Genomic DNA, 21,808 nt, shown 5'->3' with positions numbered 1-21,808 from the left:
TTCCTATAACTCATCAATAGACATAAAGATAATATAAAACACATGGTAAACCTTAGTTTGTTTTTTTGCAAAACTCTTTTACAAATGCCGTGTCCGTTGGCGTGGAACTCTACTCTAAACTAACGATAGACCGCACTCCCAGAGGGAACTCTCTGATTAAGGGACTCATTTTTTCTACCACCACTCGGTACTTGATAGGAGCATCAAGTTTCTGACCATCCATTTTTATACGAAAGACGACATCATATTCATAGGTGTAGAGCGATTCAGTTACCATATCCCCAAGAACGGAGGTTATGTATTTGAAATCCCTCACTCCTTCTTTGTGTAAAGTCGAACTATCAATTTGGATTCTCATCGCGGTACGGTTATCTATCAAGGTTCTGATGATCCCCGAACGCTCTAGTTGACGATAGAACGCTTGCCCATGCCGTACAGCGGTGTTTGGCGGCATGTTTAGAGAAAATATATGTGCATTGCAATGATTGGCTACCGATGCATAGTTTTGGTAATCGAACATCATGCATTGCTCTAGGCTATTGAGTAACCAACCTTGGATTTCTTCGTTATCGTAACTGGCAGGTTGTCGTTTAGATTGACTCTCAATTAGCACGTTTCGGGTATCGACAGAAATATAGTTACGGTTACGGTCTACACGACTTACCGTATCCGATTTATACATGCAAAAGAGTAGTATCACTATCGCGATAATGGCGTTGATAAACCAAATCACTAATTGCTCGCGCATGTGTCGATCAAGGTCAAGAACAGCTTGTAATGCAGGATCACCCTCATGTTGACTCATAGAAGCACTCCAATTATTTCCATCATTTCTGGATTTTTCGCATTGAGGGTAGGGCGAACGAACAAGCGAACCACTCTATTCTCACTAGGTCGCCTAGTTCTCATTACCGTAGTCGTCATGATTTCAGCATACAGCGCGTAGTACAGACGGTTTCTTTTGGGATCAGGCGTTGAGACTACTATCGGGGGCTTGATGAGTGTTGTGTAAAATGACCCATCGTTATTGTTGAGTTGAATTTGTTTTGGGGTAGCGAATTGTGCTTTGTACACCACACCAGCATTGGATGAAAAATACTGCTCTTGGCAATAATCACTTTTTGAAGTGGCATTCAGTGCCGTTAATGAAAAGCACTCTGCGACCACATCTTCCACAAACCTGATCACTTTCGTATCTGAAATGACTGGGTTATTTCTCACTCTTACTTGTTGGTAAGTGTCTTCAACTTCGGTCACTGCCTGACGAATGGGGGGGGTCATAATTCTTATGTAGGTAAAGTGAATGAGCGCAGCACAGCACATAAGTAAGAACGTAACCAAGAATGCTTTATACCTTCCTATCATTTAACGCATCTCCCACTTGCTCATCAAGGTCATGATGAAGTCTTGTCTTTTCCCAAACCCCTTTGTATCAATCACATCAATATAGAAGCGTACAGGGTAGCGAGCTTTGACCCTCGATACCGTATGTTTCAGAGTGAGCGTTCCTGTCACTTCCACTGACCAACGTTCCAGAGAAGTCGTGTTGAGTTGATTAAGAAGAATGCTTGTATAGGATTCGCCCTGACTTGTATAAGCATTGATTACCAGCGGTACTGAGGTCACTTTAAATTCAATTGAACTTATCCCTTCTGCAGATTGCAGGTGATCAATCACTTGTAGATTACGCAAATTAGCTAGGAGATCTTCGGGGAAGCTGCTGCCACTATCAGTCGATAATAAGGAATCGAGTCGAGTAAAGCTTGTGCTCGTGTGATTAAGCATCTCATATAATTTAAGGCTAACGTAATTTTGCACAGCGTTCACAGTGTCATCGAAAAAGTGGATTGAATCGATGGTGGGAACTGCTCTAACGACCTTTTGTTGTGTCTTTACTTCAAATACACCTGATGCCTCATTGAGCTGAGTAGAGCTGTGCTGGAATGAATAGCCAAAGCCCACCAAAAGCATGAGCATGATCAGCAACATCCCGTTATTGGAGTTGGTTATCATTCGATTGATGGTGGTAGCGACTCGATTATTTAGCGAATTTTTTGCAGATCGCTTATCCATTGCACAACTCCCTCTTGATCAAATGTGTAGAGTTGCCAGTCTTTATTTCTAACGTTTTGCGTCAGACTGAAGCCCATCACAATTAATGACAGCAACATCGCAGTGAACGTCACTGCTTTAAATATGGTCGTCATCGCTGCGATTTTACGACTGTCATACCACCAGCGAGGACGTGGGAATTTGAAGCCGAGAACACTAACGTAGAAACGCCTCTTATTAGGCAGAGAGTCGATCCACTTCTTTAATTCACGTTCTTTCTTTTGACTTCTGATGTCATTCTTCATATTTGAAATCATACTTGCGTTGCCATCAATACAGCTTAACATATTATAGATAACATGATTTAATGTGAACATATTTGTGAGTATGAGAATTGATGATGAGTGGCACACAAGCACCAAGTCCAGAAATCCTACCGAAGCAGCGATGGGTAGTTATAGGCTTAATCAGCGCGACTGCTGTATTACCATTCTTGGGTCTAGCCCCGTTTGTTTTTTTGTTGCTTTGCCTGTTCTTTATCAGGCGCTCGTTTAAAAAGTACGATGAAGCTCGTGGACTAAACGCGATCCAGCGTTACTCAAAGGCTTTGCTCTCCCTTACCACTAGAACCTTTATTGGTGTAATTAGTGTGACTCTTTTACTCATTCATCAAGCCTCACAATCCAGCGTAACAGCCGAGCCTATCAATCTTGAGGTGTTCTGGGTCTTTGTGGGCTTTGGGCTTGTGGCGCTGCTTCACTACCTGTCTTTGATTTCTTTGAGTTTCAAGCTCTACCGTAATCGCTTTGAGGTCGATGGTACGTATCTCGGTTTGCTCAACAGTATCATCAATATCGGTAGAAAGGTTGTCTCCACTTTTTCAAAAAAAGTTCGGAAATAGGGCGGTATCATGGCAGTGGACAATGATAGAAACATCATGGAGGACATCAAGAGTTTAGGTTGGGTTCTCCTTGCAGTAGCCGTGACAGGTTATGCCTTATTTAGTAAGCCTACGCTACTGTTCACTGTTTGGAAATATGCCCGTTTTGGGGAGTTACTTGGTTGGCATTATCTCTACGACATCCCCTTTAACAGTGATTACTTCAAAAATGGGGTGAACCTAATTTGGGTGACACCACCAAGTGAGATCACTTGGTCATTTGTGTTTCAGTTTGAAGCAAAATATAACCATTATCTTAGATTCTTCTATTCAATATTTTTTTTCGTTATCGGGGGGAAAATAATCTTCAACTACCTTCATGTCACGAGACAACTCAACGTACAAAGTATGATTGAGCTATGGCGTCATGAAAGTGAAGCTATTGACGTTCTTGCTGATGACAATCCAATCAAAAGTCACCGAGTGTATGACTTCGACAATCGCGATGACTATCACAATCGTCACGCTCAAGCGATGTCACCGACACAATACCTCACCGCTAACCCTCCTGTTAATGCCAGCGACCATGAGCTTGAGGTTCATGTCCAAGCCATTGAAGCAGGGGCAGAGTCACCATATCGACCAATCGCTGTTATTGACCACAATACCCAGTCTTTGGATTTTAGCCGAGTTGCCGCAAAACAGAGCTTAGAGCGTCAACTGACCGATCCCCCTGTTGAAAACCCCTTTTACCATGAAGAATTCAATGCGCCTCGCTTGTTCGACCAAGAGGGGCAACTTGTACCTCTTGAGTATAACGAAGAGGGGCTTATTGTTGGAGGCTTTGCAACCGACAAGCTTTTGAATAATGGGCGTTCATTTCATGGTGAACCAGAGGATGTAGCCCTGTTGTTTAACGGCTTAGAACGTGAAGTCTTTTATACCCTTTGTGACCGCTACAACAATCCTAGCGTGCCAATTGAGGATGTCGTTTTAGAACTCACAAAACGCCATGCTTATAGTCGTACTTACCTTGTCGCCCTTATGCGTTTAGTAAGAAAGAACTCCAATGTCGCTTCAACAGAATTCTACCTGACTTGCCGTGAAGACAGGCTTTTGTATTTCACTATCTACAGTGCTTCGGAAGAAAAGCCTTTCTATGAGGCGATGGGCGTGATGAACCATTTCCATTATGAAAATCAACTGGGCAGAGCCATTCCATTCCCATGCGTTGATAAAGCGGTCAATGCGCTGCTCAAAGATGCGAAACGCATCGCAGGTTGGACTCCTGATAGTACTGATGTTCTCACCAAGCTCGCTCACAACTTACGTGATGATTATGCCAGCCCTGAATTCGATAACTCCATTACCGATGAAGATATAGAAGGAACATTAGCGGCTTTAAATGAAAATACCACAAGTGACAATGTAACGTCATCTGGTCAGGCTGTTGTAAATGATGAGGTGAGATAATGAGTGCGTTTTCGGAAAAAACTCGCTATGCAATGCAAATGGGTCAATTGGAAAACAAATCCCACCATGTTGACGCGAGACCATTTTATGTCAAAGCCGCTGACTATCTACCGATCACGATAGGTTGGATAATCGGCTCAATCGGAATACTGGTTTGTTTCAAACCCGAGTACGCCTATTTTCTGTTTTGCTTAGGTCTGCCGTTATTCTTTTATGGTTTGAATAAGCAGCTTGATTACTTCATTTCAGCGCCAATGGCTAAAGATACGCTCAAGCGTAAAGCGAAGGAAAGAAGAGGCAAGCGCACTAAATTAAAGAAACCGTCTGCAGAGTCCAAAAGTGGTTTTTTTCTAAAGCGAGGTGACGCACTTATGCTGGTGGGCTATGACTTGTTATTTGGTCGCCAGCTATGGATAGACTTAGACCGTGAAACTCGAATGAGCCTCATCACGGGGACAACGGGTGCGGGTAAGACGGTGACACTTTGTACGTCACTTTTCCAAGCTTGCATTCAAGGACACCTTAAAGGTGGCGCACCGATTTACCTTGTTGACGGTAAAGGCTCTGTTGAAGGTCTTTATGACTTCTTGTTTTACATTTGGCGTACAGGTCGTATTCACGATTTCAGGCTGCTGAACTTTCTCACAGGCGGTGAGAAGCAAGACGTGAATAAGATGCTTGATGAAGACATGACGACCAACTGTTTCAACCCTTTTTCAGATCTCAATGACTCGGAATGTACTGTTTTGGTGCTTTCGTTTGGTAAAAGCTCCGAAGGGGGAAATAACGAATACTTCCGAGACCGTGCCGCGAACATGCTTTCAGGCATATTCCCAGTGTTGTGTTACAAGCGAGATGAGCAAGGAGAGCATCTAGACATCACTGTGTTGCAACAATCACTCGGTTTACGTGAATGTCTCGCACTTGCCTCAGATAACTCGATTCCGAAAGATGTGAGAAAACCACTTCAAGATTACCTTAAGACTCTCAATGCAATTGATGATGCTGTCCTTTCAATGTCTGCTCAGGACGTTGAGATCAACAGTAAAGCGGATGAACAGCATACATATAACAAAAGTATGGTCTCAAAAACTGTTAACGAAATGGCAGGTAAACTTGGGCATATATTCAGTTCTGTGGGTTCGGATCTCAACACGCGCTCGGTGATCAGTCATGGACAAATTGCCATCATTCTTTTACCAACCATCGAAAAAGACCCTGATAGCATGGCTGAACTTGGACGTATGCTTGTAGGCTCGCTTCGCCCAGCATTTCAGAGTGCATTTGGTTACAAATCACAAGGATTGAAAGAAGCGACAGTCGGTGGCTTACCTACTCAACGTCTCGTTCCTGTTCGTGTGTATCTTGATGAGGTAATGAACTACTACACCAAGGGTATCGCTTCATTCCTATCGCTGCTCCGCTCATTAAAAATAACCATCACTTTGCTAGGTCAGTCCATGAAAGGATTAGAAGATGCTGGCATATCGGAGGGGCGTCAAACGCTAGCGAACCTTAACAATAAATATATGTTTAGTTCGCAAGACGTGTATGAAACCTTTGAGGTGCTGTCGAAGTCACTTGGGAAAATGCCTGTCACGCGACTTTCTGAAATGAACCAGAATAACTGGGGGGCATGGAAGGGCGGTGAACGTCTTCAAACTTCTGATGAAGCGATCTTGAATGAGCGTGATATGGCATCTGCAGATGCGATGGAAGGTTTGTACTTATATCGCGGTGCGCCCGTTCCAATGAAAAGTGCCACGTTCTTTGCTGAGAAAAAGAGGGACGGAGAGCTTGATTCCTTCTTTCTGAACCATTTTGCCGAGCTGATGCTACCTGATGAAGACGACCTTGCTCGCGTCTACTCTATCTTGAATTTTGAAGATGAATGCCTAAGTGGTGATTTAAAACCGATTGAACAAGAGTCGAACCCGAATGCCATTATTGATGCCTTTGTCGATGTGCTTGCTGGGCTGCATGAGGCGGTGTGTACGAACTCTTGGGGCGATGTCTATTCTCATCAAAACATCCTTTCCTATGCGTTTATTGACCACCAAGTTCAAGCCGATTTGCGACTTGCCAAGAAAACTCAAGACCAACTTTCGAGTGAAGCTGACCAAGAACGCCAGTCCATGAAAGAAAATCGCACCGCAGCGCAGGAAGCCATCATGTCGGAACAGGGCTTGATTACTGATGATGATGATGGTTTTTGGAAAGACCTTGTTCAGCAAAATATGGATGTGATCGGTGTTGATGAGGATGCTATGCAATTTACCCCTCTTATCGATGATGATACTGACGAACACTATCAGACCGATGATGAAAGTACCACCGATGACGCCAGCAATAGCACCGAAAGCACCGAGAGTGAGAAAGAGCCTACGCAACCAGAACCAACCGAAAAATCCGCTGGTGGTTTATTGGTGAGTAAATCTAGAGCGCAAGAGCTAGACAGTAAGAAAAAAGAGTATCGCTATGGACGAGTTGAAACTGAATCGTCAGATAAGGAAGACACAAACGATGATGACTCAAGTAATAATGACTCAGCGTCAAAGGGTGACGATAAGCAGTCAGAAAGTTCAGGTGGCTTAAAAACCGAGCGTATTAAAGATCTGGCAAAACGCACGTCTGAAATCACTGGTGTCAGTTCAGATCAAATAATTAGTGATGTGTATAACGTGAAGATTTACCCAACGAACCCATTACCAAAGGCGCTATCAGATCAACAACATGAATCTTTGGTGTCGGACGTAGCTGACGAGTTTGATGAGGCAATTACCCGTTTAAAACAAGATAGTGCGGAGAGTCATAACGATCTGCTTAATCAATTTTTAGATTAAAGGAATGAGATGGATACATTGGGTTTTAATGGACAATCAACGAGCGAGCTATTTTTTGCGCTCATACCGATCCTAAAGCATAGACATAGTGTTGTTGGTTTTTCGACTATTGCCAATGCGGTTTCACTGAAAAACCTATTTGATCTAGTCAGTGACCCCAACATTCCAGAGCAAAAGAAAGGCTCATTGTCGGCTTATCTACTGTCGTTAGATTCCGTTGATAAAGAGCTGCTTAACCACTCAAACGGTTATCTGGCACTCAGTGAATCAGCGTATGACCAACACATTTACAATGCTAAGGGCATACTCGCGACAGCGATGGAAATTATAGACTTTGAATAGAGGCGACAATGGACACGCAAGGACTACCACTCGACCACGATATATCTAATTACGACATTGCTTACTACCAGACCCTAGCCGAAACTCAGACATCTAAAGAGCCGCTAGCCAATTGTATTTTACGGGCGGCTAAATTGTACAGCGTCCACCCCGACTACATTTTCACTTTGGCGATGGCAGAAGGGGGTACGATGGGCAAGTACCGTAAGAACAATGATGGCACTCATGATATGGGTATCATGCAAATCAATTATGAGCGTTGGGCGCAGGATATGCCGCGCATTGGCTATCAGGTGGATTGGCGCAAAGTACTAAGGAACACTTGTAGTAACGTTGAAGCTGGAACGATTATTTTTAAACACCGAGCTAGGAATGTTACTGACGCGCTAACTGCACTGGCGAATTATCACTGGTATGTCAATGTCGATATGAATAAGCCACATCATGTGTATAAGGCGCGTGTAAAGCGTATTTACACCGACCTTTTGCGTGATAAACAATCCTTCATTGAGACGGGCAAATTGAATAGCGGTCTAAGGTGTAAGTATGCTGCTTGTGACTGAGAAATATCGGGTAGCCGCTTCAATTGCTAAGGCGCTTGGTTTCAATCGGTTCGTAGATGATCACTTTGAAAACCAACAAGGGGATGTGGTAGCGTTTTCTAGTGGTCACTTGTTCACATTGTCTCATAGAAGACAGGATGTGTATCAATGGCAAACGCCAGAGAGATTCAATCGACTACCAAGAACGCTCTATAAGGAATTCTCACAGCGCGATGTATTTGTCAGAGGCGCAAACATTCCAGCCCAACAGTTAGGTTCAAGCCTCATAGTTCAAATGAAGCAGCATGATGTGATCATTAACGCGATGGATTTAGACAGAGAGGGGGAGCGCATTTTTTACGACTTGTTCAATGCCGCAAAAACTCAAGCCTATATTTATCGCATGGATTTAAGTGATGGTCTAACTAGACGGATGATTTGTGATGCTTTCGCGAACCTTCAAGATGGTATCCACTTTAAGTCACGTCATTACGCATCTCAGGCTAGAGATTGCAGTGACTTTGCATACAGCTTAGCGACACAAGTCCTTACGTATTACGGGCGTTCTGGTGAGCTACATCCTTTGCTTAGTGGCTATCGTAGTGCGAAAGCCTCAGTAGTGAGCATAGGGTCGGTTCAAATACCCACACTGAATCTTATTGCCCGACAGTGTAGGCGTGTCGAGAAAAATCGGGTACGTAAAATCCATGTGCCGAGTTTTTCTGCAAAAGTCGGTAGGTATAAACTTCGGTTTGAATACGATGCGAAGCGTTCTGGTACAGATGAGACGCTGCTTTTTCAAAAAAACTTGGGTATGAATTATCTCAAGGTTAGAAATCAACTTTCTGATGAGGTTGTAGTTACTCAATGTAAGGTGACAAGTTACGAGGTATCGCCTCCCGACCCACACAATCAATCGTCACTTCAATCTGCTTTTAGCGACTTATCCCCCAAAGAGGTTTCCGAAACCCTTCAATCTTTGTATATGAAAGGACTGATCAGTTATCCACGCTCTGATAATCGAAGCCTACCTGATACGCAGTATTCTAATGGTCGTTTAGCTGCTTTGATGGAAAGCTTGGCAGGGAATGAAGCTTTCACTCAGGCATCAAAATTTAGTAGTGAGATGCTGAACTCACAAGCGAAATCCTTAGAGTTTGCTTCTCAGCCCCCTTGTGTGTCTAAGATGGAGGGACATGCTCATTCAGCCATTGTACCAACGGGGGTGAACTCATCTAACCTTGAGTTAAATGAAAATGAGTCAAGGGTATATAACGAGATTGGCGCTCAGCTTGTTCGTGCTGTGTCAGGAGTCACAACGGCTTTTGATCTAAGTTTGTCGGTTAGGTTTAGTGATGAAGCATTGGGAGTGCTAGGTGAGCAAGAGAGTGTATTCACTTGTGTGCGAACCTTCGGTAGCTCAGTCGGAAAATTGGCTGAACTCAAATCGGGTGATAGGTTCACAGCCTTAGACTTAGAGTTGACTCATATCAGTAGAGATGTGCCGCAGTACTATCTCTTAAATGAGTTACCAGAAAAGATGCGTAATGTAGCCGATGAAGTAAGTGATCCCGAAATTAAGCGATTGCTGGGTGAATCTTGTGGACTAGGCACATCCGCTACAAGACACACCATTATCGATAATTTGATTAAACGTGCGTATATCGAAGTCCTAGTAGAAGACGATAACCGTTATGTTGTCGCTACCTCTAAAGGGCTTGCACTGCTTTCAGTTTTACCAACGCTGTTTACCAGCATTGAGATAAAAGCTCTATGGGAGGCGCAGCTACAGAAAATTGAACGATGTCAGTCGATTGAACAAGCCGTTGAGATGCGTGATACCTTTATTTCCCGTGCTTACGATGAAGTTGAGTATCTTTGCAATCTACTCAATGGAAAGCAGCTTGGCTCAAACAAAAGCTGTGACCAACCAGCCGATGCGAAATTACAAAAAGAGGTGTTAGACAGGGGGCAGCTCTTAGGACTTGAGCCTCATGTGAATCTGTTTAAATCGACCAAGGCTTGCCGAAACTTTTTGATGGCTAACCCAGCTCCTTACACCACCGCGCAAATGCGCGACTTAGGTAGTAGTGGCATGGATACAGACCGCAATGTTATGCGCGACCCAAGGCGCGTACAAATGCGTGAAGTGCAGCAAGGGCATCAACGCCCACCGTCATCGGCACAGCTACTAAAAGCAACACGTTTAAGCCAGTTAGTACACGTTCAAATTCCACCCAAAGCAAAAAAAAGTGCCGCTGCTTGTGATGAATTTATTCGACTGTGTGAGTCGAAGCGAGCGCCATCGATACCGCAAATCAGAAACTTACAAAAATTGGCGAAGCTCACGAAGTTTCCACTTGAGTCATCCATGCTACAAAAGCGTGCTGATGTCGTTAGGTTAACTCGTGAATTACGCAAGAAGATAAAACAACAAGGTAAAACGCGCAAATGAATGTCTATAAGGGTCTCACTGACAGACAAGAAGTAGCAGTCCGAAGTGAAGGAGTGTGTAATGTCATAGAAGCAGGGGCAGGGGCAGGGAAAACGGCTGTCCTGACAAGAAAGGTTTATTTAGCATTACAGCAGTACAAAGGATCTAACATCCAAGGTTGCCCAGTTATCGCGATAACTTTCACTCGCGATGCGGCTGCAGAGATGCAAGAGCGCATTATTAAAATGGTTGGGGATGAGCTAAGCCAATTCGTTAAAGCAACTACTTTTCATTCCTTTGCTATCAACCACATCATCAAACCTTATATCAGACATGATTTTTTTCAAAAACATGGCTTACGTAAGGTATTGAAACTCGCCAGTGACCGTGATGTTCTGCACTGTATGGCGCAAGGCATCGAGAAGGGCTTACCACCTAAACAAAGGTCGCACCTCAAACGCTTAGACAAGCCAACGTCATTCAGTGAATGGTTATCGTTGACCAGAGCCTTTGGCTTTACCCCAGATTCCTTTTTCATGCAAAACAAAGAGAAGTTTGGGTTTGAGGACATCGAAGAGTTTCTAAACTATAAAGAGCCTCTCACTACCACCAGCGGTCAACCCAAGGACATCATTAGCGCCTACTATACAAAAGCATGGTTTCGTTATGTCAACGAGTTGAGGCAGATTTCTAATCTCGGGATGATCGATTTCGATGAAGTGCTTGTGTTGTCAACACAGTTCATTGAACAGCACAAAGACGTTCGCCTTGAGCTAAAATCCCGATACCGTGCCTTATTCGTAGATGAGTTCCAAGACACGAACAACTGCCAATTTCGTTTTGTGATTGCGCTAGCCAATGACGGAAGTGGCTTATCTCTCTTTGGCGATATTAAACAATCTATTTATGGGTTTCGTGGCTCTAATCCAAAACTGTTTACCCAAGTACCGCAGATATTTAAAAAGCACAATCACATCTATTTGCCAGATAATTTCCGCTCAGTCCCTCAAATCGTTGCTGTGGGAAACGCCCTTGCTGAAAACATGGGACTTAAGATGTCGAGTGAGCCAATGATTGCGCAAAATAAAGCCTCACCGATAGAGCCTGTTACTGTCTTCACCAGTGAAGATGAACAAAAAGAAGCAGTAACTATTGCGACTAAAATGCAGTGGCTTAAGGACAGAGGCGTTGGGTATCATGAAATGATGGTGCTGTATCGTTATCGCAAGGTCGCGAACGTCCTTGAGAACGAACTCATATCACGCAATATTCCTTGTCGTAGGGTCGGAGGAAGCGAAGATAAGTCGCTTTATGAAGATCCGCGAGTACAAGATATTGTGCTGTACCTACATTTATTGTTTAACCCACTGTCGAAATCAGCCATGCCTCGTTTCTTAACTCAAAACAGGCAGTTCGGGCTTAACTACGATGGCTATCGAGAGTTGGTCAAAGCCAATAATTTCACCAATCACCACCACATGTTGCAATACTTGCTCAGTGGTCATTACAGTCAATCGCACGTTGGTTATCAGCCACTTTCAAACCTTGCATCTGATGCTTTACGTTTTTCTGCAAAACTTGAAAATATCAAGACCTTTGAGAATTACTGCCGCTTTCGTGATATAAGCTATGAAGGTTTACCAACGAAGCAAAGGCTTAAGGTGGTTGATGAGCACGGTCAGGAATATGTGAAAGTATTAAGGTCGTTTATTGATTCGTTGATGGAGCGATACTTATCGTACTTCTACTTTCCGTTCCTCACGTCAGAGAGAAGAGCTGAGATAGTCAGAAGAGAGCGCAAACGCTTTCATGAGGATTTCAGGGCAATTACAGGTTCTATGTATAACCCAGACCGCCTGTTTGGAGAAAAGCTGGACATTGGAGACTACCTACGTTCCCGACCCCTGTTAAGCGCATCAGCAAGTAAGAATAAAGATGATGAAGAAAATACGACTGATGTTGAGTTCATGACAGCTCATGCCAGTAAAGGGCTGGAAAAGAGAGTTGTATTCGTGATTGGTTGCAATGAGGAAACGTGGTTTAAAGACGAAGTGACAATAGGCTCAGCCACCGCAGAAGAAGAGCTTCGGCTATTTTATGTGGCGGCAACAAGAGGCAAAGAGCAGTTGTATTTGTCGCATTACGAGACTCAAATTGTTAATGGTGACACCGAAAAATGTAACAAAATCCATTTCCTTCCTATGATTAATGGTGTGGATAATATAAAATACATCACTCATGGAAGGGAGTGTGATAATGACGGGTACATTGACCAATGATGAATTAGTCTTTTTACAGCGATTGGATTCATTGCTCATCTCGGAGCAAATGGATTATGACGACTTCCTCACGATTGAGGAAGTCAAGAAACTGAAATTGGTTTTGAAAGCGAACGAATGCAAGGATGGGCAATCGGATGTCCACTAGCGCTAAACCAATCTCACGCATTGATCAGGTATGGATTGAGGCTAAGTCCAAAATTCATGATGTACTGATCGCTAATGCCCTCTTTTCTCACGATTTCAAATTACCTTCACATGCTGAGCTACTTCAACCTCTCGCACCAAAGCAAGTTGATTTTTGTAGTGGGGTATCCATTCTTTACTATCTAGCCAATGCTTATCAATCGTTCCAGCTAAGTCAGATTTATGACTCACGCATCATCAGTCTTGAAGACTTAAAAGAGAATAACCTTGTTCTACGCAAAGGGGCGAAAGCATTACCTAACCTGCGCGTGATAACGCACTGTAAGGCAGAGAGGGTTGATCATTCGACAGGTGAGGTGCATGAGACAATAAATCCATTGGAACGCCCTTACCGCACGTATTTTAATTACTTTCATTTGGGAGATTTAGCGGTTCGGTCTGTCCCTCCTTGTGAAGCAGTATTAGAAGGTTTGAGTCATCCATTTGCTGACCCCGACAGCTTCGACTTGCTGGTGGCTGATGTCGTTTTCTCTCTAGGCATAGATGTGGTATTTACCGACACCATCAAGTCAGGTCACTACATTGAAGATGATCACCTGATAAAAATCCCTAAGCCCGATCTGTTTGATGACTTAGCTCTCTTTCACACGGAAATTATGCCACTGCTTATCTTGGCTTTGCGTCAGCGTTTTCACTGGGATAGTCAGCTTTCTCATGTCATCGCATTACTCGGTTCATACATGGTTTTTAATCACTGCCTAATGCGCAAGCCTTTAGGGAAGAGTGTTGAAACCTTTATTAAATCTATAGAGGAATTGACAGCCGATGAGCTGTTTTATGCAGTAATTTACGCAGAACAAGCGTCTCGCTATCTGATTCAACAATCCACACAACGTCATAAAGTCCAGCAGTATCGAGTCAACATTGCTCTAAGAATCAACAACCATTTGAACATGTTTTTAGAACAAGATTACTCAGTGATCAGTGACACCAGTGACCACAGAGCAACATTGCAATATTCAGAAGAAAATTCCGTGACATTTTAAATGTTAGTGCTATATTTATAGTGTCAGTCAAATAATTTAATCAAGGGTGATTACCATGTCAGAAACAGCCGCTCCATTTGTCAGTCGCGATGAAATCAATTTCTTCCATTACATCGGTGAGACATATCCCGAGGTGAACATAGTGAGCAGTGAAGGTCGTGTGTTCGCTTCGCTATTTCGTAATAACAAATCCTATGTGGTGCTAAAGAGTGCCGACATGGAGAAGTTGACGGACATTCAAACCGTTTCAGTTGAGCTATTCAGAAAAGGGGTGATGTTGTTCCTTAAGATCAACTTTTACCCACGCGATTCTGATAAGCCAATCTTTTCTATTTTGCCTATTGATGCAAAATTGGATGATGTGGCGTTCCCAAAGTACCCAGCAGAAGGTGAGCTGATGCAGTTTGAGGTTCACCTACTTGATTACTTCAATGGCGACAAGCTAGGTAAGGTGATCCGTTTTCATGTGGAAGCTTTGGATTTTCAGGAACAATTGGTTGAATTGTATAAGCATCAAAAAGGTGCAACCTATGAGCGAAATATTGCTCTATTGGATACCAAGGCTTTCTTGAGTACTTCATTCACTAACTTATACGACAGCCTAGTGATGACCTCTGCCGCCTCTATTGATAAACAAACACCATCAGAGTTTGAACAACCACGACTTGATTATTCCGATGAGCTTAATGCCGTCAGCGCGGTTGTGGCTTAGGAGTCGAGTTTAATGAGAGCATTAAAATCATTCAGCCTAGCCATTGTATTTAGCGCTTCATTGCCAGTACAAGCGCAGGTCATCGATGTTAATTATGGTTGGTTTCGTATCCAGCTCAATTGTGAAACGAAATCAGCCGAAGGTTGGCAATATACAGCGGTTAAGGACACCAATAACTATCCGAGACATGAACGATTCTATCATGACTCCACTATTCCCAATCGTTGCCAGCAAACCTCGCAAGGTACTTACAAATCCAGAGGGCAAGTTTCGTACGACCGAGGTCATCTAGTCCCAGCCAACGCGATGGACTCACACGAAGAGGCAATCCGTTTGAGTAACATGATGGTCAACGTGTTACCGCAAGTAAAAGAGATGAACCGAGGGGCTTGGCTTGAAACTGAACGGTATGTTGAGTGCCGAAGAGACCATTCACCCGTTTCTGTGTGGGGAGGGGTCTATACAGGGACGATACCGCTCGGTGGTGATTTTACAGTCTCTCATGGTGTAGTCGCGCCCGAGGCTTTTTACAAAATAGCGATGCATGGCAACCAAATTATCGCTTGGTGGATTCCCAATAGCCCCGAAGCTGTAAAGTCACGAGTCGATGATTATATTGTCACTGTTGCGGATTTAGAGAACAGACTCGGCTTAGAGTTCCCAATTCCATCCTACCTCAAAAATCAGAGACAACAACGCACGAATGCTGTCACGCCAAATTGTGACTTAAGTTGAGGAAGTATGATTAGCTCAAAGATAGTAAGTACCTTAAACAGACGGATGTTATTTCAAAAGCAATATCGAAATTTGTTCAATGTGGTGGGCATAAGCTTCATTGTGTTTATCCTGTTCATGATCGGATATGAATATACTTTAGTGAAGTTTGCAAAGGTGTCTGTTTACACAAATGCGTTATCAATAAATATGGTTCAACTGGCAGCGCAAAAACCGATGTTTTCAATTGCTGAGTTTGCGGTTTTTGAAGGGTTAATGGATTCTGCTGTAGAGTTTTTTAACTATGATGGTGAGCTAACTTTTTTGGAAGTTGTTTTCTTTGATTTCGATAAGCTGAAAGAGATGAATTATGTCGCAGCCTCCTTGTTGTACTCAATTGATGTAGATCAAAGTGAGCATTTTGCAGCAATCAACCAGCACATGTTGCATCTCAGCAATAAAACGGTGGGTGCAATTCGTGACATGGATAACGGCTTTAGGAACGACACTCACTCAAGGTTTATGAATGTATTCCTTATCGCTTTTCTGTTTTTCATTGTCATCGAGCTTTTTCAAAAAAATCGAAACCGTATGGTCATATTTTTTTTGGTCGGCTCGTTAGCGATAACTTTCGTAATGCGAAACCCTACTGATTTTCCATTTGATGCGCCACATATTACAGGAGACTACAACCATGCCTTTGAATAGTGATTTACCAGAACTTGATGAGACGCAATTTATTTACTTGGTAAAAGGGACGATTTTAACACTTTCATTTGAAGATGGGGTGCAGAGTGGCAAAGGATGTTACGCACACGGCTCTGCCAACTTACTTGAAGGCATTTACAAAGCGCTGCTGTATAAGAAAGAACATCAAGGCTCGCATTTTAACGCTGCCGTGTTGATGCAATCTTTGAGTTTACGAGAATGTCTTGAACTTGCTTCTGATGCATCCATTCCTTTAGAAAACCTCAAACAACTTCAACGTTACCTATTGCACCTCTACGGTTTTGCGCAACCTGTATTTTCTTTTTCTACGCAAGATCTAGAAATCACTCCCAAAGTGCAGGAGCAGCACTTTTTCTACAAAACAGAGTTGGTGAAAACCATGATTTATGTTTCGGGCTTTAAACCTTTCAGACAGGGGTAATCAATGAGTAACAAATACGTTGCGTACATCGGTGCTTTGATGTTGCTGTCTGGTTGTGCCTCAAAGACAATTTTGGATGGTTACTACGAGCCAGTAAATGTTCGCTTTACTTATTACCCCGTCCACAACGATTTTGATGAAAGTCATCTGCAGCCATCAATGGAGCGAGTGGTGCAGGGCAAGCACTTAAGCGTAGGGCGAACGAATAATACCGTTCTAGGTCACGACTCAGCAGTAGTGTGTAAAAAATTACAGCCTTGCGCCTATTCCGTGGGTCTTTCACAACTGTCATATAGCTTCGAGTACGTGAAAGGGATTCCAACACTTTTGGGAGTGTTTAAGACCCAAGCTGGCTCAAGCGTAGCCCGACAGCATGGCGATTTAGGTTGGAGTAAAAAGCGCATAGAGGATGGAGCACCACTTTATCTAGAGGGTGTGCTTAACCAACAGTTTTCGTTTGAAATGGCGTCACCTCAATCAAAAGAGCTGGTGGGCATACTTGGCGATAGGCTAGTTATCTCGATTGAAGATATAGACAGGGGGTAATGATGGCACTTGCAGGTATTTTGTTGTTGATCATTGGGTTGCAGTGGATGCTCGCCCGTTTGCTCATGGACTCTTACCGTGAAGATGAAAAATTGGAGGGAATATGCAAATCCAAGTTAAAGATTCACACCTAACATTGCTGCAGCTTGTTTCATCTCTTGATTTTCCAAAAGAAGCCAGTTGTGTCATGCAGGTCTGTGATGGTCGATTGATATGGTTTACAGCACCTCTTGCCGAGGTGTTAGTCGGTCTAGCTAATGACGCCTTGTTCAAGTCAACTCAACTTCTCCATCATAGTGAACGGTACATGTATTCGTCACCAAAGAAAAAGGGACTTCCATTACGTGCGAACGACTGGAGTTATTCCGTTGTAACCAAGGGACAGCATTCGATTATGCGTCAGTCTCCAATGCATCGGTGTGCCTAAAGGGAATGAATGATGAATTTTAGCACTAGATCGGCACGAGTCGTCCAGTATGAATCGCGCTTATTCTTAGGCGAGTTACTAACGACACATACTGAGAGTCCAAACATTGTAGTCTTTGAGCCTCTCGATTGTACGACATCCGAATTTGCCGAATGGTTTATGAGGCAATACCCTCTTGATCACATTGAATGCGGTTGGGTAGAGCATCAGCCATTTTATGATGACTCTGAGCGTCACCTACGGTTATTCCTTTGGGTTGACGATAGTCATTTTGAAGTAGGTGAAGTTATTACCATTCAGGCAGCAACGGCATTCGAGAATAAACTAGAGCAACTAATTTATTCTCATCGCTGCGATATAAATCAATTAGTGGCTGATGCCATGTTTTCTATTGAGCATCAATTTTTATCAAATCAGTTGGAGTTAAATATAGATGAAGAATTACTGCCCTTTTGAAAGAAAACTATTATCCTACGCTAGCCTATTAGCTGTATGCTCCTTGCTTACCTGTTTAGGGATCTATTATTCATTTTGATATGTTCTATGGTGATTAATATTAATTGTCATTGGGTGGTTGTATTCCTAGTAAATCCTCCAGTAGGACTGACAGTAAGATAACCTAACCGTTATACCTACTAGACACAATCTGTTCAATGACGGAATTTTTATAGAGCACATCAGCTTTAACACGGATGAGAAAAATGAGTAAAGTCCTTAGCATCAAGGCATCGCAATTTGACCGACAATGGCAGACGCTAGAGCCAGAGACAGCAAAGATATTTATTCAAGGCGATTATACCCATGTCAGCTATCAGGGTGTCCTTTACCAATGTATCATTGACCATGCCGCATTATTACCTAAAGCAGATGATACTAAAATCGTTTACATCAATGCCGAGGTCGGGACTTGTAAGCAGTGTCATGCAGCTTTGTTTGTAGACCTAACCTCTGATTCGGTGGTCACACGTTATGAATGCCGAGGTTGCGACCAAAAGCCATAACAGTACGCCTTAAAACCCACCAGCGAGTTTTTGAAAAAAAGCGTCTTAACGTTTAGACGCCTTTAGTCTTCATCTAGTATCTAGATTCCACAATCTTCTCTGCAATGGTACATCCAAAGACCATGAAAATTAGATATAAAATGGTACTGTATTGTTCCACTAATGTAGCTGACCAGATACCAAGTGGAATGACAACTGCCGCAATGGGAAATACGTGTATTGGCTGAATGTGAGAGTTGTTTGAAAACCCGCATCCTGCCAAATATAAAAAAGTACTGATACTAAGATGAACATTGTAAATGGTGCTATATTCATGCGTCATAGGGTAGGGCATATTGAATATTGCATAAGCAAGGGTTAGCGCTGACAAAATATTAAATATGTAGGTTATTGGTGTGTTCATTATAATTTACCTTTTTGTTTGATTCTAACATTATAATTATTAACGCTCAATATGGTTGCCGAGTGAATTAATGCGTTATATAATATAGCTATATTTTTTATTAAGGGTTCTGTATGACTATTCATTCTCGAAAGTTGCGTTTCGATATGCTCAAAATGGGCGAGCGATTTTCTAATCACTTAGATGAGTTCCCGATACGTTACGCCCCGAAACTCATCAGTAAGTTTGATGAGGCTGGTGAGATGGGTTACTTCCCAACTTCGGAGAAGGAAGTAAAGGCGCATATAGAAAAGCTTAGAAAGCTCCCTTTAAGAGTCGTAGATGATCTGTTGTTATCAATGCCACATCCAACGAGGTCTTTGGATTTTGGTGGGGCGATAGATGGAATCATGTCGATGACTGCCGATGCATCTTCACCAGTTCTGTCGGCTGCGTATAACCCGAACATGAGCTTAACCGACATCGAGATGTTTTGCGTTTCATTTAAAGAGAACCCTTACCTCAGTCAACGATTCCCTCAATTTGTGGATAATATACGAGAGTATGGAGCAGGTGGACTGTTCATCCAATTACTACCCATCCTACATTACTTGCGTTCAGACCCGATATTTACCATCACAGCAGAAACTTGCCAAGAAGCAGAAAGTATCGATATATCCAAAGGGATAGATACCTCATATTTGCGATCGCCAGTGCCAAATAGTTATTTTCATCTTGAGAAAACCGATTTGCAGGTTCATGACCCATCAACCGATTTTCACATTTTGGATGGGTTTTATCTCGTTGAGTCGGAAAATCATTGTTACGATTTCGACAAGGTGACACTCGAAGCGCTTGGACTTGATGCCACTAAACCTTATCGGGCAATGCAAATTGTCTTCACAGGCAAACCAAAAGGCACGGCACTAAATGATACCCTGTCCAAAATCGATATTTTCCTGCAAGACGGAATGCCAATTGATGAGATGATTCAACGGACGCTAGCTTGGTACGATGGAAAAGTCACAGCAGACGAAAGTGGAACTTTTAAGATGGGCAGTTTAGATAATAAGATCATTGACCTGACCAATCTTGATGTCGCTCATAATGTGAAACTCGTAAAAGATGCAATCAATTACATCGCCTACTTATCGTTTGCAAACTTTCGTAAGCAGCAATCGAACAAGCTTCAAGAGGGTATCAAACAAGTGATGTCGAAGACTGCCAAGAATCGCAGAAAAGCCGCTAAGAAGCTACGAGGTATCTCGGACGAGATTATCATCCAAACCAACAACCCTATTTTCAAAGGTGCAGGTCAATCGGCTGCAGGTACGGGCTACAAGATGAGTGCTCACTTCCGTAGGGGCTTCATTCGTAATCAGCGATATGGCTCTGGTGATAATATTGAGCATAAACCGAAATTTATTGCTCCAACACTTGTCGCCCAAGGTGACAGTGATGAGGTACAAGCGAAGAACTATCGGGTTAAGTAATCGACTTTTTTTGCAAAACCAGCTACGAGAAATATTAAAATGCTAAAGCTATTTGAAATCGAAGACCATGAGATAGCGACAAAAACTATTGTCAGGGCGCAAGGTTATTTGGAAGCCATTGCAGAGTATCTTCCTTGGGCAACCTTGCAGGTGGATGTTATTTGGCAACCAACTTACGGTCAAGCTGTGTTTACCGACCGTACAACGGATTTTCGCTATACCGTGAGTTTCAAAAACTAGGAGTCTTCCGACAATGGGCAATACTCAAAAAAACATCTGCATGAATTGCTGACCCAGCTTAATCCCGAAAACAGTAAGCTGACGATTGATATGAAACACGACATCATTCACGCTGCGCTAAATGCTAATCACTTCGTTAACTATCCAGCTATCGTGACTGCCCTCATTGCAGCTTCCTTACACAGTCGTCATGATGTGATTTGGACTGCCGTTAAAGATTTGGATGAGCTGCTATCAGATGAATTTGATGTCACCAAAAATGCTTGCCTTGCCGCGCAAGAGGTCTGCTTTAAATTGAATGACCATTTTCTACACTCGGATTTAGAAAATGATAATCTCAATCCAGAACAGCAGCGTACCGTTGAGAGCTTCACTAAAGCTGCCCTAGCAATGATTGAACTCATCGATAGTCAGGAGCAACCCGAGGCTTAAGTCTTTTTTCAAACATAGGAAATGAAAGGATGCGCAGACGACCAAATGATCTATCCAACCCAATCTACTTAGATGGTGAATCGCCATATTACGAAGTGAATTGGGATAATTGGGGTTTAATAGTTGTAAGTAGAACTGACAAGGCTGCAATGAATGCCCGTGGTATGGGTGAAATGATTGGTAGAAACCAGATAACTGAAAGAGTCGATGGTCACATCACTCAAATTGATGATACGAGTTACGTGTACAATAGTCACACCATAGACATTGATCTTGAGCACAGCGATTTTGTGCTCACGTACAAACAGAAGCACTATATGAGTAGGTTCGGCATATCTTCGATACTTACTGGTGTTTATGATCTAGAAGTCAAAGTAATGAACAATTCGCAGTACATTGAAGACTACTTCGATTTGCTGACAAAAAAAGAGAATCGGATAAGGTCAGAAAAGGACAGGAATGATGAGCGAGAAAATAACGCTAAAATCAAAGCGTTTCTGGTTCAATATCTGAATTTGGAAGAGTCGAAGGCCTGAGTTACAACTTGATTTACCTGAAACGCCACCGACACAGTTAAGGACGTGAATAATGTCAGACGAAATGGGAATACTATTCTCCGAAAATGATGGAATAATGAACAATCGTACACATACCTACACCTTACCAGAGCAAC

General features: G+C 42.8%; 25 protein-coding genes. 21 read left to right on the top strand and 4 right to left on the bottom strand.

Features of this window, described 5'->3' with window-relative positions:
- Positions 1-109: 109 nt before the first annotated feature.
- Genes QWZ05_RS07770 through QWZ05_RS07755 form a run of 4 tightly spaced genes read right to left on the bottom strand, consistent with a single transcriptional unit; the run spans position 110 to position 2,369 of the window.
- Positions 110-805 (bottom strand): hypothetical protein, encoded by a 696-nt coding sequence (locus QWZ05_RS07770; protein WP_290297703.1) that lies wholly within the window; start codon positions 803-805, stop codon positions 110-112.
- Positions 802-1,365: a hypothetical protein gene (locus QWZ05_RS07765; protein ID WP_290297702.1), complete on the bottom strand. Its 564-nt coding sequence runs from the start codon at positions 1,363-1,365 to the stop codon at positions 802-804. The genes QWZ05_RS07770 and QWZ05_RS07765 overlap by 4 nt, the downstream gene beginning before the upstream one ends.
- Complete coding sequence (locus tag QWZ05_RS07760; RefSeq protein WP_290297700.1) at positions 1,366-2,073, bottom strand: hypothetical protein; 708 nt, start codon at positions 2,071-2,073, stop codon at positions 1,366-1,368.
- On the bottom strand, positions 2,043-2,369 hold the full coding sequence (locus QWZ05_RS07755) for a hypothetical protein (RefSeq protein ID WP_290297699.1): 327 nt from the start codon (positions 2,367-2,369) through the stop codon (positions 2,043-2,045). Before QWZ05_RS07755 ends, QWZ05_RS07760 begins: the two co-directional genes overlap by 31 nt.
- 80 nt (positions 2,370-2,449) lie before the next feature.
- On the opposite strand from QWZ05_RS07755, the gene QWZ05_RS07750 reads away from it, so the two are divergent.
- From QWZ05_RS07750 to QWZ05_RS07650, 21 genes are all read left to right on the top strand, one after another.
- On the top strand, positions 2,450-2,953 hold the full coding sequence (locus QWZ05_RS07750) for a hypothetical protein (protein ID WP_290297697.1): 504 nt from the start codon (positions 2,450-2,452) through the stop codon (positions 2,951-2,953).
- A 9-nt stretch (positions 2,954-2,962) separates the two neighbouring features.
- Positions 2,963-4,405 (top strand): secretion/conjugation apparatus DotM-related subunit, encoded by a 1,443-nt coding sequence (locus QWZ05_RS07745; protein ID WP_290297696.1) that lies wholly within the window; start codon positions 2,963-2,965, stop codon positions 4,403-4,405.
- The gene (locus QWZ05_RS07740; RefSeq protein WP_290297695.1) at positions 4,405-7,248 is read left to right on the top strand and encodes a type IV secretory system conjugative DNA transfer family protein; all 2,844 of its coding nucleotides are present in this window, start codon (positions 4,405-4,407) and stop codon (positions 7,246-7,248) included. Before QWZ05_RS07745 ends, QWZ05_RS07740 begins: the two co-directional genes overlap by 1 nt.
- Before the next feature lie 9 nt (positions 7,249-7,257).
- Positions 7,258-7,590 (top strand): hypothetical protein, encoded by a 333-nt coding sequence (locus QWZ05_RS07735; RefSeq protein ID WP_290297694.1) that lies wholly within the window; start codon positions 7,258-7,260, stop codon positions 7,588-7,590.
- Positions 7,591-7,598: 8 nt separating this feature from the next.
- Complete coding sequence (locus QWZ05_RS07730) at positions 7,599-8,153, top strand: transglycosylase SLT domain-containing protein (RefSeq protein WP_290297693.1); 555 nt, start codon at positions 7,599-7,601, stop codon at positions 8,151-8,153.
- Complete coding sequence (locus QWZ05_RS07725) at positions 8,137-10,587, top strand: DNA topoisomerase (RefSeq protein WP_290297692.1); 2,451 nt, start codon at positions 8,137-8,139, stop codon at positions 10,585-10,587. Before QWZ05_RS07730 ends, QWZ05_RS07725 begins: the two co-directional genes overlap by 17 nt.
- Positions 10,584-12,845: an ATP-dependent helicase gene (locus QWZ05_RS07720; protein ID WP_290297690.1), complete on the top strand. Its 2,262-nt coding sequence runs from the start codon at positions 10,584-10,586 to the stop codon at positions 12,843-12,845. Before QWZ05_RS07725 ends, QWZ05_RS07720 begins: the two co-directional genes overlap by 4 nt.
- The gene (locus tag QWZ05_RS07715; RefSeq protein ID WP_290297688.1) at positions 12,823-12,993 is read left to right on the top strand and encodes a hypothetical protein; all 171 of its coding nucleotides are present in this window, start codon (positions 12,823-12,825) and stop codon (positions 12,991-12,993) included. Before QWZ05_RS07720 ends, QWZ05_RS07715 begins: the two co-directional genes overlap by 23 nt.
- On the top strand, positions 12,983-14,038 hold the full coding sequence (locus QWZ05_RS07710) for a hypothetical protein (protein ID WP_290297686.1): 1,056 nt from the start codon (positions 12,983-12,985) through the stop codon (positions 14,036-14,038). Before QWZ05_RS07715 ends, QWZ05_RS07710 begins: the two co-directional genes overlap by 11 nt.
- A gap of 55 nt (positions 14,039-14,093) precedes the next feature.
- The gene (locus QWZ05_RS07705) at positions 14,094-14,750 is read left to right on the top strand and encodes a hypothetical protein (protein WP_290297684.1); all 657 of its coding nucleotides are present in this window, start codon (positions 14,094-14,096) and stop codon (positions 14,748-14,750) included.
- A gap of 12 nt (positions 14,751-14,762) precedes the next feature.
- Complete coding sequence (locus QWZ05_RS07700) at positions 14,763-15,485, top strand: DNA/RNA non-specific endonuclease (RefSeq protein WP_290297682.1); 723 nt, start codon at positions 14,763-14,765, stop codon at positions 15,483-15,485.
- A gap of 117 nt (positions 15,486-15,602) precedes the next feature.
- A complete protein-coding gene (locus tag QWZ05_RS07695; protein WP_290297681.1) occupies positions 15,603-16,172 on the top strand; it encodes a hypothetical protein in 570 nt (189 codons plus the stop codon).
- Complete coding sequence (locus tag QWZ05_RS07690; protein ID WP_290297680.1) at positions 16,159-16,614, top strand: hypothetical protein; 456 nt, start codon at positions 16,159-16,161, stop codon at positions 16,612-16,614. Before QWZ05_RS07695 ends, QWZ05_RS07690 begins: the two co-directional genes overlap by 14 nt.
- 3 nt (positions 16,615-16,617) lie before the next feature.
- On the top strand, positions 16,618-17,160 hold the full coding sequence (locus QWZ05_RS07685) for a hypothetical protein (protein WP_290297679.1): 543 nt from the start codon (positions 16,618-16,620) through the stop codon (positions 17,158-17,160).
- 103 nt (positions 17,161-17,263) lie between these two features.
- A complete protein-coding gene (locus QWZ05_RS07680) occupies positions 17,264-17,587 on the top strand; it encodes a hypothetical protein (protein WP_290297678.1) in 324 nt (107 codons plus the stop codon).
- A 9-nt stretch (positions 17,588-17,596) separates the two neighbouring features.
- Entirely contained in the window at positions 17,597-18,043 is a 447-nt protein-coding gene (locus QWZ05_RS07675) for a hypothetical protein (protein ID WP_290297677.1), read from the top strand.
- A 245-nt stretch (positions 18,044-18,288) separates the two neighbouring features.
- A complete protein-coding gene (locus QWZ05_RS07670; protein ID WP_290297676.1) occupies positions 18,289-18,588 on the top strand; it encodes a hypothetical protein in 300 nt (99 codons plus the stop codon).
- A gap of 516 nt (positions 18,589-19,104) precedes the next feature.
- Complete coding sequence (locus QWZ05_RS07665) at positions 19,105-20,463, top strand: AcrVA2 family anti-CRISPR protein (protein WP_290297673.1); 1,359 nt, start codon at positions 19,105-19,107, stop codon at positions 20,461-20,463.
- A 39-nt stretch (positions 20,464-20,502) separates the two neighbouring features.
- Complete coding sequence (locus tag QWZ05_RS07660) at positions 20,503-20,703, top strand: hypothetical protein (protein WP_290297672.1); 201 nt, start codon at positions 20,503-20,505, stop codon at positions 20,701-20,703.
- A gap of 90 nt (positions 20,704-20,793) precedes the next feature.
- On the top strand, positions 20,794-21,135 hold the full coding sequence (locus tag QWZ05_RS07655; RefSeq protein WP_290297670.1) for a hypothetical protein: 342 nt from the start codon (positions 20,794-20,796) through the stop codon (positions 21,133-21,135).
- A 29-nt stretch (positions 21,136-21,164) separates the two neighbouring features.
- The gene (locus QWZ05_RS07650; RefSeq protein ID WP_290297668.1) at positions 21,165-21,671 is read left to right on the top strand and encodes a hypothetical protein; all 507 of its coding nucleotides are present in this window, start codon (positions 21,165-21,167) and stop codon (positions 21,669-21,671) included.
- The last annotated feature ends 137 nt before the right edge of the window (positions 21,672-21,808 follow it).

The sequence above is a fragment of the Vibrio agarivorans genome, assembly GCF_030409635.1.
Classification (GTDB): Bacteria; Pseudomonadota; Gammaproteobacteria; order Enterobacterales; family Vibrionaceae; genus Vibrio; species Vibrio agarivorans.
This window is presented reverse-complemented; position numbering and strand designations above follow the sequence as displayed.